Raw genomic sequence first — 18,583 nt, 5'->3', positions numbered from 1 at the left:
ATCATTTCCATGAACCCCAAGAAATTCTTCAATATGTTGAGAATGAATAAGACCAAGAGAAAGAATGAGAGGTAGCTCCTAGTAAATAAGTTGATAAGTCGGGAGTTTCATTGCTTTCCAAGAGAGGATATGTATTATGAAAAAATGGTTCGTACTCGTTGTAGCGCTAATGCTTCTAATTTCCGGTTGTGGTCAGAATGATAAAGAGAAGGCCATCGATTATTTGGTGAACGGTCAAACGAATGATGTCTCGGTGATCGTGTTCTCCAACCAAGATTCTGATCGCGAATTTGTTGAGGGTTTGCTGAAGAAAATACAAGAGATTAATACAAGCGTAAGGGCAGATAAACCGATTCAACATATTAACTTCTATGATGTTAGTGTAGAGCAGAAGTTTGATTATGAGAAAATATTTGATCTCAATACCTATCCAGTAATACTTGTATTTGAGAAAAATGAAATCGTACTGAAGGCAACGACCCCTGATGAAGTTGTTCAGTACTTTGAGGGGAAATAAGAAGTTACAAAGCTAATAAGCCGTATAACCACTTGCTAGATGATAGCTTGTGCGTTATCGGCTCTTTTTTGTTATTATGCTTTACCTTCCTCATGCAACTGGCGCAAAAATTTCTTAATGTTCTCGGGAGCGCGGATAATCCCGTAGATTTTCACTTTACCAAATGCAGCTTGGGCTAATTCTAGCGATACGTCCTTCGAAACAATTAGACCTCCAATGACTTTGATACTAAGCTTGGCACCGTTCCGCAAAACATCTTCCAACCGTTCGCGATCAAAATCCATAATTCCCATCACGTAATAATACTCTTCTCTGAACTGCTTCAGATCTGCCGCATGACTATCTAATTGGTTACGAATTGCTATGCGAATCAGATCGGTACGATTCGTATAATACCCTTGATCTACCAGAAGGTCGATCTGCCCCAAGTCAACAGGTCCGAGGTTAATGCTGACTTTCTCTAAATCTGCCATTCTATCATCTCCATTAAGAGAACATTTGATTCTCCAATATTTGTCGGCTCTCTTCGTTATGTGTACATGTACATCTTATGTGTATTAATCAAGTCGTCGTTCTCTTCATATTCATTCAATTCAGCTATGTTGTCAAGGAAAGTTGAAATAATGTGTATTGAAATATTTGGAATTGTGTAATAAGATATACTCCATTGAGAATCCCTCTGGATTCCAAATGGAATCTATATGGATTCTCAACTGATTATAATCCGAAATGAGAAAGGTGGATCATATGAAACCTAAACACACGATTTGGCGTTTGATGAGTTATTCTCTACAGTACAAGAGTAGCTACGTTATCCTATTTTTCACGATGATTCTGGGTATAGGACTGGATCTGGGAATGGCTTGGTACCTGAATCAAGTAACGAATGCAGCCATTGCGGATGGTCAAGTTTTATGGAAGTCTCTGGCCTTAACCGGGGTCATTATTCTTCTGCTCAATGTGATTAACAGCTATGTCGATACATACTTCAAGACCAGAGTATCCTCCAAGATCCGTAACCGTATTCGTCTGGACACATTGAAAAAATTACTTCGTTTGCCTGAATCACACTATAACGAGAATCATTCAGGTGAGCTGCTGAGTCGTATGACCAGTGATAACCAAGCGATTGGCCGTGCATGCACAGATACGATTATTGATCTGATTCGCAGTCCGTTACTTGCCATCTTAGCTTTTGTCTATCTGTTAACGATCCAGTGGCAACTAGCCTTAATCTGTGTAATCATCGGTCCCATGACCGTACTAATCGGTGCATTATATGGGAAATCCCTCAGGAGAAATTCACAGGCGCTCCAGACTGGTGTCGGGAAAATGACATCTCTTCTGCAGGAGATCTTCGGCTCAAGTATTGTATTCAAAACCTTCGGCTTAGAGAAAAAATTGTTCGGCAGATTTCATACGAGCAGTGAGGATATCAGTCGCTTGGAGGTTGAAGGCGGGCGTATTCATGCTTCGCTGTCCGCTACAGCAATCGCGGTAGGACATTTTTCTTTTATCATTACATTCGTTATGGGTGCTCTCTTTGTGTCAAACGGCTCAATGACGATTGGCGGATTAATCGCATTTATCCAGCTTCTGAATCACCTGACTTGGCCGTTCACAGGCATGGCTTCACTCTGGGGAGATTTACAACAAGCCCTTGGGGCGGCAGATCGTATTTTCAAATTAATGGATCAGAAGCAGGAGTATACAGAGTTGCCTGAGCAGACGATTAATCAGCAACCTGCATATTTGGAGGTAGATCATCTCACATTTGCCTATAACCCGAATCATCCCGTATTACATCAGATTTCGTTCGCTGTGCAACCAGGGCAAGTAACTGCAATTGTAGGATCTAGTGGCGGAGGAAAGTCGACGATCTTTAAGTTGTTGTTAGGGCTATTCCAGCAGAATGAAGGGCAGATTCGAATCAATCATACGGATACGCAGTCAATGCAACTGGAGGAATTGCGAAGTTACTTTGCTCTTGTTCCTCAGGATAACATCCTATACAGTGGCACTGTCCGCGAGAATATTGCGAATGGCAATCTGAATGCCACGGAGGACGAGATCAGGTCAGCGGCACAGGATGCCAATGCGCTAGATTTTATCTTGGAACTGCCAGATGCATTCGAGACAGATATCGGTGAGGGGGGAACCTTTTTATCAGGGGGACAGAAGCAGAGGATTGCAATCGCCAGGGCTTTACTTCGGAACGCTCCAATTCTTCTATTAGATGAAGCCACGGCTGCTCTAGATCGTAAATCGGAAAGCTTAGTGCAAGGGGCATTGGAGAGATTAATGGTCGGGCGAACGACAATCATCATTGCTCACCGGTTATCGACAATCCAGAATGCAGATGAAATTATCGTATTAGATCAGGGAAAAATTGTGGATCGTGGAAGTCATGAGCAGCTTCTGGCGGCTGGAGGGTTGTACCAGCAGTTAGTTCACAAAGGCAATCAGACAGATGTCATCGTGGATCCTAACGTAAGTGGAGTAAGCAACGCATAAATGCATAGTGACCGGTACGGAAGGAAATGGTAGGATGATGCTATATGAACTTCGGATATCAGGGAGGCAATCTAGCAGATGAGTGAACTGAAACTACACGATGACACGTTGAGAGAGATTATTACGAAGGCGAAGGACTTTTTCAAAGCAGAGATTGTACCTAGTCATCAAAAGAATACGGAGAAACTTCGGAGATTAAAGGAATTCAATCTGAATCCTTTTCTGGATAAGTATAAAGCGAGCTTTCTCACAGGGAAGGATGATCCGGAGAGTATCGCTAGGGCCTTAGTATATCCTCGTGTGTTGGGGACATCTATTAATACCATTTTTGGAGATCGGCTTCAGAAGTTCTGTAGTGAGGTGTTGGAAGGATTCGCATCGACTACATCGGGCATTGATATTGAATTTATAGATAAAGTGGATGGACGGAAGAAATACTGCCAGATCAAAGCCGGACCCAATACGATCAATAAAGATGACATCGAGACAATCAAAGGTCATTTCAAAGCCGTTAAAAACCTAGCTAGGACCAATAAGTTGAACGTTGGTACGGAGGATTTAATCGTTGGTGTATTCTATGGTACTCGGGAGGATCTAAGTAATCATTATAAAGTCATCCATGAAGAATATCCGGTTATTATTGGGGAGGAATTCTGGTATAGGCTAACGGGTGAAGTGGATTTCTATCAGAAAATTACCGATGCCATAGGGGATGTGGCTTCCGAAGTCGATAGCTCAGAATTAATAGAAGATGTGATTCGCTCCCTGGCGAAGGAGATTGAAGAGACATTGAAGCCGAAGAAGGTTTTAACTGAGATTTAAGTAGATTTAAGGTCGAATTCAATTCTAATTTAACTAGTGGAAGATAAACGTGCTGATTGCTATCTATACGATGTGTTAAACGAAATATTGTGTGGAACGAGTTTTCTTGTGGCAGCAGTCGTGTTTGGAAAAAAAGATTAAGTGGGGAGTCTAGTCCTCCTTCATGTATATCAAAAGGGGATGTTCCATCAGTCATGAATATGACGAGAGACATCCCCTTTAGTATTGTGCTGATGTAATGAACCTGACACACGCTATTCGCTCCTATTTTCCCGGATCTGAGATCTAACGAATCACAGAGGCTTTATTTCGCCGCTTCAGCTGATTTTTCAGGTTTCGACACCGTTTTATGACGGAATAGCGTTACTGAGGTTCGTTAAATTTTGCACACATAGCTAATCCGTAGTTTAAGATGTGTTAGGTTCGTTAGCACTTGAAGCGAAGAGGAATTTCTTTTAAAAAGAGCCCCTCTGAAAAGTACTCCTCTGAAAAGAAATCCTCTATAATATACTTAGTTCATCTGATTCAATACATTAACAATGGACAAGCCGATGGCCTTCGCCATGTTCACTGGAACGGCATTACCGATCTGTTTATAGGCATTGTTCATGGAGCAATCGAACACCCAGTCATCAGGGAAGCTTTGGATTCTAGCATATTCTCTAACGTTGAACGGTCTAGTTTCGTCAGGATGACAGCGCTCCGTCTGTTTCTGAGCTGGGGAGCAAGTTAACGTGAGCGATGGTTCTTCCCAGGATAATCTGCGAGCCATGCCTGTTCTGCCTCCACCAGAGTAATAACTTTTGCCCATATACTGCATCGCAATGTTGTCAGGTAGATCTCTCCAGTATCCACCAGGAGGCACGAGATCAAGCACTGTACGTTTGGATTCAGGGTACTTTGCACCTTCAGATTCAGGAACGTTCTGCAGCACATCTTTCAAGGTCAACTGGTAACCGTAGGGCTGAGGAAGTTCATATTTCAGATCATATTGTTCAACGAGATCATTCCGAATACCGATCATGACAATGCGTTCTCTTTTTTGAGCGACATCATAATCCAGTGCCCGTAAGACTTTCCATGTTACCGTGTAGCCGATCTCGGAGAATACTTTGAGCATAAGCGCGAACGTTCTGCCTTCATCATGACTAATGAGTCCACGTACATTTTCCGCTAAGAAGGTCTTCGGCAGAAGCTGCTTGAGGAGCTGCGCATAATAATAGAACATTGTACCGCGCGCATCGGATAAGCCCATTTTCTTACCTGCATAACTGAACGCCTGACAAGGGTAGCCTCCAGATAACAGATCCAGTTCTCCTATCCCAATATCTTTTACAAAGTTCTTAATACCTTGCTCTGTAACCTCGATAATATCCTTCTCGATGACGTTCCAATCTGGTCGATTCTTTCTCAGCGTCTTACAAGCGTATTTATCGAACTCCACGAGACCTTTGGACTCAAAACCCGCCTGTTCCAGCCCCAGTGCCAGCCCGCCGGCACCTGCGAATAGTTCGATAGCTGAGTATTTTCGATTAGCGGTGATGTTATGAATATCAATGAAATCTTGACCCTCAAAGTCATCCACGTTCACCTCTAAATCCTCATCATGGGATTGTTCCACTAGCGTATCCGCTTCAAAGGGGAATTCGATCTGCTCGGACATCAGAATCTCTTCGAGTTCCACATCTAAGACTTCACATAGACGCATCGCATTTGTTTTGATCGGGTTAAAGTTCGGCGAAAGCAGCATCGACAGCTGATTCTTGCTGATACCTAATTGATCGGCTAATTCCTTCTGCGTGCTAATGCCATGTTTATTCATATGTTGTCTTACTTTTTCTTTGCTGAGTGTATACAATCGATAACCCTCCAATAGAGTTAAAAAAATATTTAACTTTAATAGGGTTATTATATTGGAGCGAATCGGGATAGTCAATGAAATGATAGAACATTCGTTTGGTGGTTCAACTGAAAAACTAAGGTCAACAGGGGAGGTTTACACGGGTCACTCCGAGTACAGAACAACCTTCAGATCGCTGCTACCCCTAGATTTCTCTGAATCCCTTTTCCAAAGGGGGAATCCGGGGATAAGCTTAAACTTCCGATGTAGCTTTCCTTCAGAAAGCTTTCAGGCGATCGCTTCGCTTCTTCCTGTTATTTCTATCCTCTCTGTTGATGTGTAAATGCTAGATGTTGAACAGATTTGTAAGTTGAACTGGGGTGGGGAGTAGAGGAGGGGCTTGTAAGAGAGCAACAGGGCAATGTATCTATCAGTGAACTCTCTTATTAATCGTTGTCCGATTTTCGGATATGATTCTCTTACCTGTAGCAAACTCCAGCAGACCAATCAGCAAGAACACAATTAAGAAGTACCATGATTTAGAGAAATCTGGGATGAAAGCTAGTAAGGATTGAATCACAACAAAGAGACTATCTGCCATGAGACAGATGCCAAAAGCTACGCCTACTTGTGCACGTTTTCTCAACATGGACAGAATTCCAGTTAACACTGCTGCTACTGCAAGAATGACTGAGGGAAGGTACCATAATGTGCTTAATTGCTGATTATAAAAGAAGAAATAATCATCTTTAATTAAATGCATTAGGTCGTTATATCCTCTACTAACCACCAAGATCATGACAATAATTTTAGCGTAGAGCCAATCATTTTTCATAGGTATGTACCTCTGCATTAGTTATAAAGTTGAGCTGTCTATTATATCCAATGGACTTCAATCAGCGTACCATATGACGAACAGAGAAACTACCGTTACCATTATACTTTGTTAAAATAATACATATGAACTAGAGGTTTTATAATTCTATTTTGTCAGTTGTTAATCATTAGGATTAGTGTTTGGTAGAGAGGCATTAATCAACCCTCAGGAACAGACTTGTACAACGTATACGTGCCTCTATCATTGGAATAGACATACTCAGGATGTTCGATAGAACGATATATTTGGGTACCTGGAGGCAACACAGAAGCTGCTCCTGACTGGAAGTTTTTGTTCTTCTGATAATTGTGAGAAATACTTCCATATGGTGCGATATTTACAGAGTTAAATTGTTCTTCATTAATTATTTCGACTTTCTTATACAGGATCGACTCCAATATAAATATGTCGCTGTTCTGATTCTCTTTCATTATCGTTCGAGCCATTTCTTGAGTAGCGCTGTTCTCTGATATACAGCCGGTGATGCTTAAAAAGGCAGAGCATATCATGAGAAAATAAAATATTCTGATTAGCATTTAGAGTCCTCCTTTTCTGTATTGAAGTGAAACTATTTACTCTAAGAATTATTGGCCTTGGTAGGTCGACTCTAAATATGAAAAGAAGATATATAGAATACATAATAAAATATTGATATTCGTTCAATGCTTCGTCTCTGCATTGCTTGTTTTGCTATTCTACTGTCTCTATCAAGACAAAGAATGTACGAAGAGTACCTCCCTCTAATGTAAGACAACAACTGATCGTTTTGAAAACTTCTATTAAGAAAACGAGCTGATTTTGGGATAGGATAATGGCTAATGGCACTTATTGAATGAGACCGTTTAGCTGGGAGCAAATGACTTTATTGAAGGTGAATTTAAATGATGCATAATTGCGCAAATATATTAGTGGGAAATAAGTTTTTATTCCATTCCATTACCGCCTAGAATAGGACAAAGTGATTTGGGCACATCAAAGTATATTATTGAATGTTTTAATGCTCCTAACGGTATAGATGCTATAAAAGCAGACAATATAAGTTCAATTGGTGTTCAAGTTATAACATCTCCAGAGGAACTAATTACCACACTAAAAGGAGAAAAATAACAATGTCGCAAACAAATATTGTAATGTACATGGAAGAAGAACTAAGTACCGAAAAGCTGGAAAATATATTATTAGAGTTTAATGCCAAAAATCAAATATCTTCTTGGGCCATGGAACGATCCAATAGTTGGATATGGGTTAATTATTATACTCTTAAACATCATAATGAGATAAGGAATATTTGGTTTGATATTTCTAAGGATATGGTAAAAGATGTAGAGCAAACTACTAATGTAAAAACGGCATTGTTTATACAACCCAGTAGGGATCGGAATGCTGTCTTCTTCGCATTATCTTTTTGTAAAGAAATATACACTATCCTTGATACCAATAAAAATGTGTTTTTATATCATGGAGCTAGTGGCTTCTTTGCAAATGAAGAGATTGCAAATCTTCAATTCATGAACACTCAGCAATTTTATGATTCTAGGTTTGCTAATGATGCAATAGCTGAAAGTATCATTGAGTGTTTAAATAATGAGGTTACTGGGGGAATTGAATGTGTTGAGGAAGAGGGAGGATGGGATGGAGAGGAGCTACAGTATATTGATTTGTTTAGAAATCTTTTTAAGATGAGAGAGCAATTAAGAGTATTAGTAAAATCTATAAATAACACAGCATTGTTCAATGCAAAAATAATTGATATAGATAAGTTGATTTTAAGATTATTGGATATAGATGATGAGAAATTGTTGATTTCTGCTGGGGATCAGAATAGAGATTATCCTATAAACAGCTGGTGGTGGCATCTCGATCAAGTAAAGTCAGGCGTTCTCAAAGTACATGTTGAAGAAGGGTTTGTTATTTACCAAGGTCAAATTGTCCCTATCTAAGGATAATTTGACCTTTTGCTTTATAGTATTGAAGAATATTATTCTGGATGGGTAATATTTATACTTTGAACACCTCGGCCTTTAGGTTCTTTATGCGGATTTTGTGGGATTTCAATAGGTAAAATTCTCTCCCAGCTTGAATCGCGAATTGCCTCATTCTATTCTGCAGAGTAGGCTCCTGAAGACTTTTGGGGAAAGAGACGCCTATGAAATAGATAGAAAGGCATGCTTTCATTTGGAAACAGCTCTTGCAGATACAGTAATAAGACAATTAAGAGAGTATGACAAGAGATGAAAACTGAATTTATTAACCAAATGACGTTCTAAAGTCTTCACCATCTAAAGCTCGAATGATATGATTATGTGAACTAGTTCAACAAACACCGGGTTCATGGTTCACTAAGTTACATGACACCCGTTCAGTATAAAGCTTCAACTGTGCTTCATGGCCTTCATCCTTAGTCACAAATCGCGTGAATTCGCGGTCATTCCAGTAACTCTCGAAGGTCGCTTCAATCTTGCGCATGCGGCTCTGAATAAAAAAAGATCAATCCAAACTCTTTCACCTCGACATTCAGCCTTATGATTATCAAAAAAGAAGTGCTGGAGTAGCTGTACGCTCAGCGTACGCTGTACGGATGAACGCGCAACCTGATCGTCGCCGCCACTGGCGTATGTATGGCGACTGCGGGAAGAGATGCCTGCGAAGATGGTGGCGGTGGAGAATAAGTGTATTGTTTGAAAACTAGCAGTATTAGAATATGTATGGAGGCAAGGTCATGTGGGATAGAATTTTGGATGGACAATTTTTATCTAAATTAGGCGGAGTGGGCGGGATTGTTACTCTTTTTAGCTTTATGTTAACTTTCTTTAAGAAAAATCACGTAATAACATCGTTAACTTCATCCAAGATCGAAAGGTTAATTTCTTCAAAAGAAAAGAGGACTTTGATAAAAATATCTAATTACATTGTATATGTGATACTAGGTTTAATTGCTTCTACTTTTCTTACTCTTATATACATGGTTATTGATTTGAAAGGATATCTCGTATTTGTTATCTCAATCATTGGAACTTTTTTATATTTAGTTGTTTTATATATTACCTTAACCAAAAAGAGTGTTTTTGATAAAAGGTTTTCAAGATCCAAAAATCTTAATTTTACAGTTAGTCTACTTTTGCTACAAACATTATGTTTTTTCTCTGTGATGCCAAGCTTTATAGCCAGTAGTGTGTCAGAAGGTAGTTTAGTGTTAGCTACAGACAAGCCAGGAGAATTATTAATTAATATAACTCTGTGTCTACTGTCATTATTATTTGCGAGTTCAATGTTTGTATTACTGATAATAATGACATTCTCTCAACTCCGTGAAAAATTTAGTAAGTACGATTATGAGTGTTTTTACGTTTTAGATCAAGAATATGAAGACATGAAATGGTTTATTTATCATCTTATTGATAAAGAGCATTTTTTACTTGGGAATAGTGAGTATATACATGATGCAACAATCTTTCGTACAGAAGAACGTTCACAGATACTCTCTGAAAAAATACATCTTTTAAAAATACTAAAAAACAAAGAAGACTCAATAGAGTACTATATTTAAAAGAGATACTGAAAAACTAATTTAATTCAGGCGGTGCATCATGATCATCTACAGCAGCAACGCATTAGCTTTTAGAGAATCTGTGGATAACAACCAGATCACAGTTCAGATTGAAGAAGCTTTTATTAAAGGGATGGGGAAAAGACCTAATCAAGGGGAAGTACGTGCTTGGAACAACTCTATGCAGTTTATGGAGAAAATTATCCGTAATTCGAAGGTAGCAGATGACTGCGGGATATTAATTGAGTACAACATTCCTTCTACAAGTAAACGAATAGATTTTATCATTGCAGGTCAGGATGAACAAAAGAATGATAACTTTGTAATCGTTGAGTTAAAACAATGGGATGCAGTAGAGGCTATGGATCACGAGGATGTTGTAAGGGCCTTTATTGGAGGTAGAACAAGAGAGACACCGCATCCTTCATATCAAGCTTGGTCATACAAACAGTATTTGAGTGATATGAATGAGGCCGTATATTCCAAAGATATTAATGGACACTCATGTGCATATCTACATAACTACAGGACAGTACAGCCCGACCCCCTTCAATATAATCAATATCAGGATATCATCCGTGAAGCTCCTTTGTTTTTAGCCGATGATGCATCTAAACTTCAAGATTTCCTAAAAAGGCATGTAGGTCAAGGGAATGGAGTTAATTTACTTTATTTAATTGAGAATGGTAAAATTCGTCCTTCCAAGAAGCTAATTGATCATATCGATGGATTATTTCAAGGGAACTCTGATTTTGTTTTACTTGATGAGCAGAAGGTTGCATACGAGGCCATTATGAGCCTTGCCAAGCAAACAGATGTAAAACGCACAATCATTGTGCAAGGTGGGCCTGGAACAGGTAAATCAGTGATATCTATGAATGCCCTTGGTGGATTACTTAAAAATAAGTTGAATGTTAAATTCATTGCCCCGAATGCTTCATTCCGGACGGTTATGGTAGAGACCTTGACTCAGCGACAAGCTAGAAACAAAACTAGGACAAAGATGTTATTTACGGGATCAAGTCAGTTTTACAAAGAGCCAGCTGATATGTACGACGTACTTGTTGTGGATGAGGCGCATCGCTTAAAAGGTAAAGGAGCATATCAATATCTTGGGGAGAATCAGATCGAGGATATCATAAAAGCATCTAAAGTGAATGTGTTTTTCATAGATGATTTTCAGCGTATTCGTCCTGAAGATATAGGTTCTATAGACGAGATTAAACGTTTAGCTGCCCTATATAATTCGGAAGTGCATCAGTATTCACTAGCAGCACAGTTCCGTTGTTCTGGAGCAGAAGGATTTTTGAATTGGGTTGATGATGCTTTACAGATTCGTCCCAACGCTAATTTTGATGGTTGGGATCAAGATTCTTTTGAATTCAAATTAGTAGACACGCCTAACGAAGTATACGATCTAATAAAAGGTAAAAAACGATCAGGGGTATAAGGCGAGGATGTTGGCAGGTTTTGCTTGGAATTGGACAGCTGATAAAGAAGGTAATCGCAATGGGGAAATTCCGGATGTAACTATTGAAGAACATCGTTTTGCTATGCCTTGGAATGCACGTTCTATATCAAGCACCTGGGCCATTCATGAGAGTGGTATAGATCAGGTTGGGTGCGTTCATACGTCTCAAGGTCTTGAGTTTGATTATGTAGGCGTTATTATAGGGAATGATCTTAAATTCGATTCGGAGAAAATGGAACTTTATTCAGATTATGATGAGTACAAAGATAGAATGGGAAAACGAGGGCTTAAATTTAAGAATGAGGAACTAACAAAACTTATCAAAAATATTTATAAAATCTTGATGTCTCGGGGGATGAAAGGCTGTTATGTTTATTGTAGGGATCAAGAATTGATGAATTATTTTATGCAGCAGAGCAAATTCAAGATGATGTCCACCAGGGACTATGCAAAGTAGAGAGAAACCCTATCCTTCCATAAAATAGAAGGGTAGGGTTTTCCGTTTTCACATCAATATTCCTTTAATAACATTTTTGGCAACACGAATATTATCAGGAGAAGAATCTCTTAGCAGTTGTACAATTTCTTTGATTTGTTTCTCATCTTCAGTTACTTCAAACTCTTCTTCTACATAAGCAAATAATTGAATCAAATTAACATCCAGTGACTCAGCGATCTTTGCTAAGTTCACCAAAGAAACATTCTTTTCTCCACGTTCGATCTGTCCTATGTATGAAAAATGAAATCCGCCTTTTTCTCCGAGGGCTTCTTGTGAATACCCTCTTTCTTTGCGTAATGCGCGAATTCTGGCTCCAACCAACTTCAAAACTTCTCTGTCTTCGTTCATGGTATTCACCTCTCTATGTTCAAAAGTGTAGACAAGTTTTCTCAAGGTAAACACCAAACAAAGAATACAAATAATTTATTTGATTACTATAAGTATCATTTTATTGTATAATACTGGTATTAACTCTTTGGAGGGATGACAATGGCAAGAAATTGGTTCACCACCGAAGCGCATTGTAATCACCAAGTAGATTTTACTGAAAGTTCTCAAGACAGTGATAGCTTCATCCTGTCGAAATCACAAGGTATCCCGGAGTATCACACGTTACATACTACCACTGTGGATTATCACCAACTTGCTCAGCATCACCTGAAGCTTGCAGTTATCATGCGTAATCACAATCAGTTCACGACCTGTCTAATTCTCTGTGATTGGGCGCTGATTTCAATGGTTAAGGCATTATATATCCATAGGTATCAAACCGTGCATCTACTTAAGGAACTTACGATGAATGAAATTTTACCTTTAGTGCATACGGACACAGAATCAGGACTAGATATCGCATTATTCATCGGTACGATGCAACATATGTCCACATTAGAGGAGTGCCCGCAGAATCAGTCATTGAATATAAACAACATTGAGAAGCTTCTACGACGAACGGAAGAAATAGTGGAGGAGCTAAACAACCGATTGAAGTAATGTAGGCTTAATATATAATGTTTCGTTTATCTGAATAATGGACGAGAACAGAGGATTATATGTGATGTAATAAAAGTTTTTTTCAGGAAAAGAAATCCAGGAACATGGGCGGATGTATATAGCAAAAACTTCTGCTAACATAGTAAAATCATATTTTTAACGGGAAATGATATGAGTACAATTAAAGTAACACCAGAGCAACTACTGCATGTATCTAAACAGATCGAACAGGGCAGGCAACAGTTGGAAAGTATTCGCAATGACCTAACTGCACGAATTGGGCTCATTGTCAGGTCGGGACGATTACTCCAGATAACTCAAAACAACCGTGAGGAGATTAAGCATGGTAGACTGTAGTGAAAAGTTGATTTTATTAGTAGAGAAGAGAACAAAACTACATCCCGATGATCTAGCGATCCAGATGATATGGAATGAGATAGTAGATATTTTGAAGGAGAATGAGCAAAGAGCGATTGCATTTTTCAATCAATGTGAAGAAAAAGATTTATATTGGCTTAGTGAGATATTTGAAGATTTATCTTCTGAGTTACAAAGTCGAGCATTTATAGATTGTCTCCTTCAACTGCAAGAGAAGTACCCTAACTTGGATATGGAACAGGATATAGAATACGCGATTCAATCAATTCAGGAATGAATACTAACATTGTTGATCACGGATAATTTGGCAGATGAACGTATTGCCCGGATGCAGCATGTGTCCGGGATTTAATTATGACGTCCTTTATTGCATCGGGGGTAAGGCGAGGGATTGGGTATATCGTTAAAGACTCTTTTCTTGATTCTAAACAAGAACCATTAAATTTTGCGATTTTCAAATTTAAAATTATTTTTTGGAGTAGGAGAGATTCTCTTGGCACAAAGTGCAATTCGTTATGCTCAGCGTACACGTTATATACAGGATGCTCAGTTAGGCACGGTAATACAGAGTCTTTTCAAAATTGTAGATCAAAATACAACTGAACTTTCCACCGAAAGTGAGTGGTTATTCAAAGCAATAAGCGAATGGTGGAGTGACTTTGAAAATATGCCGCCAGGGCTAAAAGATGTTGAGTTAGACAAATGGTTGACAGTTGCAAGTCGTAAAGAACTATTTAAAGGGTTGTTAAGTGAGGCTTATAAACAATGCGATGAAAATTTAAAGGGAGAAATATATAAAATTATTGAGATACTACAAGATTAATCTAGCAACATGAACATAAGAAGAGATCTAGGCGCTACTTTTAACTTAATGGAGTGAGATAATGAGAGTACAGCTTAAAGATACAATTACATTACAAACTAATTTATCATTAGGTCAAAGATATTTCGTATATGAAATAGAATCTACACCTTCAGGAAATACGTATTACAGGATTGAAAATGATGCTAAGCAGGTTGTTCCGTATGATTCGGCTTTATTAAATGTAGTTTCAGATAAGCTTTATGGTGACTGGACTGACTTAAATAAACCTAATCAATCATCTGCCAAAGTACCTGGAGAGATAGCTTATATAACATTTTGGGAAGAGTTTTATAATGATGATCCTAAAGCTCTACGTGCATTTAGAAAAGTTAAGGCTAGATTGTATCTTGAAGAATTAGATGAGTCCGAAATCAGAGATATTCTGGAAAGTAACAACGAAGATGAAATTTACTTTGTGTTAAATACTTTAATCAGTGTAAAGAGTGACACGTTTACTAACGAAATCATTCAGTTGGCTCAAACGAAACTAGTAGAAAATAACTATTCTGAGGATGATGTGTTGACAGCTGCATTCCAGTATTTGAGTTTATTTCAAGAAGAACATATCAATGAATTTTTTATACACTACTTGACTAACATTGAACTTGGAAATGATAAATTAACAGAAATCGTGAACAATTACTTTGCTTCATAGCAGAAATGGAGATTGAAATGGGCAAATATGTATCTATTAGAGGTTGGTTAGAGTGTGATGAGAGTACGATTAATGAAGTGAAAAAGATACGGGATGACTTCACAGACAATTACAATAAAGGTTTGATGGAAAAAGATAAATTGGAATTGTATCAGTCGGGTTGGACATTCCCGGATAAACAAATTAATTGGACAGCTTATGTATTTTACGGGGCAGATATCAGAGAGTATCATCTTGATTTTATGAAGAAACAACTTTCTGCAATGGCTGGTATTCAAGATATATCTGGGTATTTTTTGATAGATGATCATGATGGAGATTATCATTCGTGCTGGCAAATATGCGAGAATAAAGTTATTGAAAGTGAACAGCAGAATATCGTGTTCAACAAATGATTAAGATTATTATCAAAATCCCATATCTACTCCTGTACGAGTAGCCATGGGTTCTATTTTTATTTCCTCGACATTCTCCACCACTTTACAAAAATCACCCCATCCCTCTCTAGGGCAAATGGTATAATGGCAAAAAGGGAGATTCTGGCGTCAGGTTCGAAGTTTCTAACAGCAGAAAGGATGATATGCCATATGCCTACATATAACAAATTAGTACGGGACAAGATTCCACACATCATTACATCTAGCGGGAAAGAATGCCGTACACGTATTCTTGATCCTGAGGAATATAAGCAAGAACTGAGAACGAAATTGCGCGAAGAAGCGGATGAATATGCAGAGGTAGCTAACGATCAAGACGCACTCGAAGAGTTGGCAGATATGCTGGAAGTGATCCGCGCATTGGCTGAAGTGCATGGGGCGAATATCGCACAACTGGACAAGCTGCGGGCAGATAAGGCAGAGGCACGTGGTGGATTCCAAGAACGGGTGTATCTAATCGATGTCGACGAAGCTTAACGTTAAACTCATCACGGATAACTTGGCAGATGAACTCATTGCCCGGATGCAGCATGCGTCCGGGATTTATATTATGACGTCCTTTATTATGCAATCGGGTGTAAGGCTGCTTGCACCACATTTGAAAAGCGCAGTTGAACGTGGTGCCGAGGTGCGAATGCTAGCTGGAGACTACTTATACATCACTCAACCCGAAGGGCTACAGGCATTATGCGATGTAGATGAACGGATTGAGGTACGACTGTGGAGAAGTATGGGAACATCTTTTCACCCCAAGGCTTATTTGTTTGACTATGATAACGGGGAAGGGTTGCTGATTGTAGGCTCGTCCAACTTTTCGCTCTCTGCACTAAAGACAGGTTATGAATGGAATCTAGCGATGAATGCTGAGGCGGAACCGTATACATTCCAGATGGCACTGGATAAGTTCATGCAGAGTTTCTATCATGAAACAACCTTGCCTGTTAACTCAGATTCTATCTCTCTGTACGAAGGAGAGTACCGTAAATATCATCAAAAGAATCCTGAACTAATTCAGCGGATTACGGAGCTAGAGGAAGCAGAGTTCGGGAATCGACTGCCGGAGGATGCGGAGGAAATGACGGCCGAATTATCTTCGGAGATCATTGAACCGAGAGCCGCACAATCAGCAGCTTTGGAAGCACTCGAAGGGATTGTGGAAGAGCAGTATGATAAGGCGATGGTTGTGATGGCGACAGGACTTGGTAAAACTTATCTGGCTGGCTTCTTTGCTCGTCGCTTTAAAAGGGTACTGTTCATTGCGCATCGGGAAGAGATTTTGTTCCAAGCGAAAAAGTCTTTTGCACGCACCATGCCAGAACGTAGCTTCGGTATCTATAACGGTCAGTACAAAGATGGAGAGGCAGATTGTGTATTTGCTTCGATCTATACTCTTAGTTTACAGAGACATCGGGATGTGTTTACACCTGATGCATTTGATCTCATTATCGTAGATGAGTTTCACCATGCTGCTGCAAAGTCGTATATGTCTGTCATTAAGCATTTTCAGCCCCAGTTCCTGCTTGGCATCACGGCTACGCCAGATCGACTGGATGGTAAGGATGTATACGCCCTGTGTGATGGGAACGTAGCGTACCAAATGCATTTTATTGATGCGATTCGGCGAGGCTGGCTTGCCCCATTCCAATATTACGGTGTTTTTGATGACACGGATTATTCGCAAATTCGCTGGATGGGCACGAAATATGATGAAGAACAGCTCATGGCAGCACAGTTGCATGAGGAGCATGTGGAGAAAATGTATTCGGCGTGGCTTCAGCATAAGCAGACACGTACGATTGGCTTCTGCTCCTCCATCCGTCAGGCAGATTATCTGGCTGCGTATTTTCGCAGTCAGGGAGTGAAGGTGCTGAGTCTACATTCGCGTACATCGGAGATGTCTCGTGAAGAAGCCATTCGGCGGCTTGATGAGGCAGAACTGGAGATTATTTTAACGGTGGATCTGTTCAATGAGGGGACAGATATTCCGCGTGTGGATACGTTGTTGTTCGCGCGTCCAACCGAATCTCTTACGGTGTTCACCCAACAGTTAGGACGTGGTCTTCGGTTAGCGGAAGGTAAATCTCATTGTGTCATCATCGACCTCATCGGGAATTATCGGAATGCGGATATCAAGCTGAGTTTACTGGATATGCGTGACCACGAAGAAACAAGTGGGAAAAGAAACGATTCTTCTGTGCCTGAGGTTCCCGCTAACTGTGCTATTCATCTGGATACCCAGGTCATAGACCTGCTACAGGAATTAAGCCGGAAGAGGATGCCTCGTCGAGAGAAGCTGCATCAGGACTTTCTGGATGTGAAGAGAGAATTAGGACGTATTCCGACATATCTGGAGCTGCATCTGATGGGACGTTCCAAAAGCATTGGGTATCGAAGTGACTTTGGATCGTACGTTGGTTTTCTATATTGGGCAGAGTTACTGTCGCCGTATGAGAGCGAAGTTTATATTCGTCAGGAAGCGTGGCTGCGAGATGTGGAGAAGACCATCATGAACAAAAGCTATAAGATGGTTGTGCTACTCTACATGCTGGAACGTGGAGAGGATCACTGGATGGAGCCAGTAACACCAAGCGAGATGGCACGCTTCTTCCATATATACCTGACAGAGAAGGCATATCGGAAACGCAAAGACTTTTCGGATAAAGGTAAGCTCAAACTTTGGGACTGGAATGAGAAGACGGCATCTGAGATTGAAAAGTTGATTATCGACATGCCGATGTCTATGTGGAGCGGAGCGAAGGGCAGTATGACTCGTTTCGTGGACGGAGTGTTTTCACTGAATGTACAAGTGCAGGATGCAGAGGAACGATCGCTGTTATATCGTTGGACAAAAGAAATCTGTCTGTACAGATTGCATGCATATTTCGAGCGGGGGAATTCTAGTATAAAAGCTTAAGGATAGAAAAAAATCCTATCTAGAATGTAATTGAATATACCAACTAGAATGATCTAAACGAAAACCAGACTACTCACACGGTTCAATGACATGTAGTCTGGTTTCTATTTTTTTGATTTTCTTGAGCTCCATAGCGTGTAGACATACTGTACTTGTATCTCATTCGGAACTAACCTCTTCCTCGCTCTTTCGTTTGTTAATAAAATCTCCAGGTCCCCCGGCTGTCTCAACTTCTAGGGAAGGTAGGGAAAAAGACA

General features: G+C 39.7%; 20 protein-coding genes. 15 read left to right on the top strand and 5 right to left on the bottom strand.

Annotated features, from left to right (window positions below; all coding sequences use genetic code 11):
* The first annotated feature begins 136 nt into the window (after positions 1 to 136).
* On the top strand, positions 137 to 517 hold the full coding sequence (locus MH215_RS12450; protein ID WP_239290554.1) for a hypothetical protein: 381 nt from the start codon (positions 137 to 139) through the stop codon (positions 515 to 517).
* A gap of 74 nt (positions 518 to 591) precedes the next feature.
* Here the strand turns inward: MH215_RS12450 and MH215_RS12445 are convergent, their stop codons facing one another.
* The gene (locus MH215_RS12445; protein WP_128100465.1) at positions 592 to 990 is read right to left on the bottom strand and encodes a CopG family transcriptional regulator; all 399 of its coding nucleotides are present in this window, start codon (positions 988 to 990) and stop codon (positions 592 to 594) included.
* A gap of 274 nt (positions 991 to 1,264) precedes the next feature.
* On the opposite strand from MH215_RS12445, the gene MH215_RS12440 reads away from it, so the two are divergent.
* Together MH215_RS12440 and MH215_RS12435 are read left to right on the top strand one after the other, a co-directional pair.
* Positions 1,265 to 3,031 carry an ABC transporter ATP-binding protein gene (locus MH215_RS12440; RefSeq protein ID WP_239290553.1) on the top strand — a complete coding sequence of 589 codons (1,767 nt, stop codon included), beginning with the start codon at positions 1,265 to 1,267 and terminating at the stop codon, positions 3,029 to 3,031.
* A gap of 78 nt (positions 3,032 to 3,109) precedes the next feature.
* Positions 3,110 to 3,853 carry a PmeII family type II restriction endonuclease gene (locus MH215_RS12435; protein ID WP_239290552.1) on the top strand — a complete coding sequence of 248 codons (744 nt, stop codon included), beginning with the start codon at positions 3,110 to 3,112 and terminating at the stop codon, positions 3,851 to 3,853.
* A 511-nt stretch (positions 3,854 to 4,364) separates the two neighbouring features.
* Here MH215_RS12435 and MH215_RS12430 read toward each other — a convergent pair.
* From MH215_RS12430 to MH215_RS12420, 3 genes are all read right to left on the bottom strand, one after another.
* Positions 4,365 to 5,711, bottom strand: a complete 1,347-nt coding sequence (locus MH215_RS12430; RefSeq protein ID WP_239290550.1) for a DNA cytosine methyltransferase — start codon at positions 5,709 to 5,711, stop codon at positions 4,365 to 4,367.
* A gap of 412 nt (positions 5,712 to 6,123) precedes the next feature.
* The gene (locus MH215_RS12425) at positions 6,124 to 6,528 is read right to left on the bottom strand and encodes a hypothetical protein (RefSeq protein ID WP_239290548.1); all 405 of its coding nucleotides are present in this window, start codon (positions 6,526 to 6,528) and stop codon (positions 6,124 to 6,126) included.
* Positions 6,529 to 6,728: 200 nt separating this feature from the next.
* Positions 6,729 to 7,106 (bottom strand): hypothetical protein, encoded by a 378-nt coding sequence (locus tag MH215_RS12420; protein ID WP_239290546.1) that lies wholly within the window; start codon positions 7,104 to 7,106, stop codon positions 6,729 to 6,731.
* Positions 7,107 to 7,679: 573 nt separating this feature from the next.
* On the opposite strand from MH215_RS12420, the gene MH215_RS12415 reads away from it, so the two are divergent.
* The 4 genes from MH215_RS12415 (at position 7,680) to MH215_RS12400 (ending at position 12,045) form a co-directional block, all read left to right on the top strand.
* On the top strand, positions 7,680 to 8,510 hold the full coding sequence (locus MH215_RS12415) for a hypothetical protein (RefSeq protein ID WP_239290544.1): 831 nt from the start codon (positions 7,680 to 7,682) through the stop codon (positions 8,508 to 8,510).
* Between the two features lie 779 nt (positions 8,511 to 9,289).
* Positions 9,290 to 10,117 (top strand): hypothetical protein, encoded by an 828-nt coding sequence (locus MH215_RS12410; protein WP_239290542.1) that lies wholly within the window; start codon positions 9,290 to 9,292, stop codon positions 10,115 to 10,117.
* A gap of 40 nt (positions 10,118 to 10,157) precedes the next feature.
* A complete protein-coding gene (locus tag MH215_RS12405) occupies positions 10,158 to 11,567 on the top strand; it encodes a DNA/RNA helicase domain-containing protein (protein ID WP_239290540.1) in 1,410 nt (469 codons plus the stop codon).
* 7 nt (positions 11,568 to 11,574) lie between these two features.
* On the top strand, positions 11,575 to 12,045 hold the full coding sequence (locus tag MH215_RS12400; protein ID WP_239290538.1) for a DNA/RNA helicase domain-containing protein: 471 nt from the start codon (positions 11,575 to 11,577) through the stop codon (positions 12,043 to 12,045).
* 48 nt (positions 12,046 to 12,093) lie between these two features.
* Here MH215_RS12400 and MH215_RS12395 read toward each other — a convergent pair whose 3' ends face one another.
* On the bottom strand, positions 12,094 to 12,435 hold the full coding sequence (locus MH215_RS12395) for a helix-turn-helix domain-containing protein (protein ID WP_239290536.1): 342 nt from the start codon (positions 12,433 to 12,435) through the stop codon (positions 12,094 to 12,096).
* Positions 12,436 to 12,576: 141 nt separating this feature from the next.
* Between MH215_RS12395 and MH215_RS12390 the strand changes: the two genes are divergently transcribed.
* The 8 genes from MH215_RS12390 to MH215_RS12355 all read left to right on the top strand — a co-directional run bounded on the left by MH215_RS12390 (position 12,577) and on the right by MH215_RS12355 (position 18,326).
* On the top strand, positions 12,577 to 13,077 hold the full coding sequence (locus MH215_RS12390) for a hypothetical protein (RefSeq protein WP_239290534.1): 501 nt from the start codon (positions 12,577 to 12,579) through the stop codon (positions 13,075 to 13,077).
* A 171-nt stretch (positions 13,078 to 13,248) separates the two neighbouring features.
* Positions 13,249 to 13,434, top strand: coding sequence for a hypothetical protein (locus MH215_RS12385; protein ID WP_239290532.1), 186 nt, complete (start codon positions 13,249 to 13,251; stop codon positions 13,432 to 13,434).
* Complete coding sequence (locus MH215_RS12380) at positions 13,421 to 13,732, top strand: hypothetical protein (RefSeq protein WP_239290530.1); 312 nt, start codon at positions 13,421 to 13,423, stop codon at positions 13,730 to 13,732. The genes MH215_RS12385 and MH215_RS12380 overlap by 14 nt, the downstream gene beginning before the upstream one ends.
* A 216-nt stretch (positions 13,733 to 13,948) precedes the next feature.
* Positions 13,949 to 14,278, top strand: a complete 330-nt coding sequence (locus tag MH215_RS12375; RefSeq protein WP_239290528.1) for a hypothetical protein — start codon at positions 13,949 to 13,951, stop codon at positions 14,276 to 14,278.
* Between the two features lie 61 nt (positions 14,279 to 14,339).
* Entirely contained in the window at positions 14,340 to 14,975 is a 636-nt protein-coding gene (locus MH215_RS12370; protein ID WP_239290526.1) for a hypothetical protein, read from the top strand.
* A 17-nt stretch (positions 14,976 to 14,992) separates the two neighbouring features.
* Positions 14,993 to 15,370: a hypothetical protein gene (locus MH215_RS12365; RefSeq protein ID WP_239290524.1), complete on the top strand. Its 378-nt coding sequence runs from the start codon at positions 14,993 to 14,995 to the stop codon at positions 15,368 to 15,370.
* Positions 15,371 to 15,562: 192 nt separating this feature from the next.
* Complete coding sequence (locus MH215_RS12360) at positions 15,563 to 15,889, top strand: nucleoside triphosphate pyrophosphohydrolase (RefSeq protein ID WP_239290522.1); 327 nt, start codon at positions 15,563 to 15,565, stop codon at positions 15,887 to 15,889.
* Positions 15,873 to 18,326 (top strand): DEAD/DEAH box helicase family protein, encoded by a 2,454-nt coding sequence (locus MH215_RS12355; RefSeq protein ID WP_239290520.1) that lies wholly within the window; start codon positions 15,873 to 15,875, stop codon positions 18,324 to 18,326. Before MH215_RS12360 ends, MH215_RS12355 begins: the two co-directional genes overlap by 17 nt.
* The last annotated feature ends 257 nt before the right edge of the window (positions 18,327 to 18,583 follow it).

This window comes from Paenibacillus sp. ACRSA, assembly GCF_022346845.1.
In the GTDB taxonomy this organism is placed as follows: domain Bacteria; phylum Bacillota; class Bacilli; order Paenibacillales; family Paenibacillaceae; genus Paenibacillus.
This window is presented reverse-complemented; position numbering and strand designations above follow the sequence as displayed.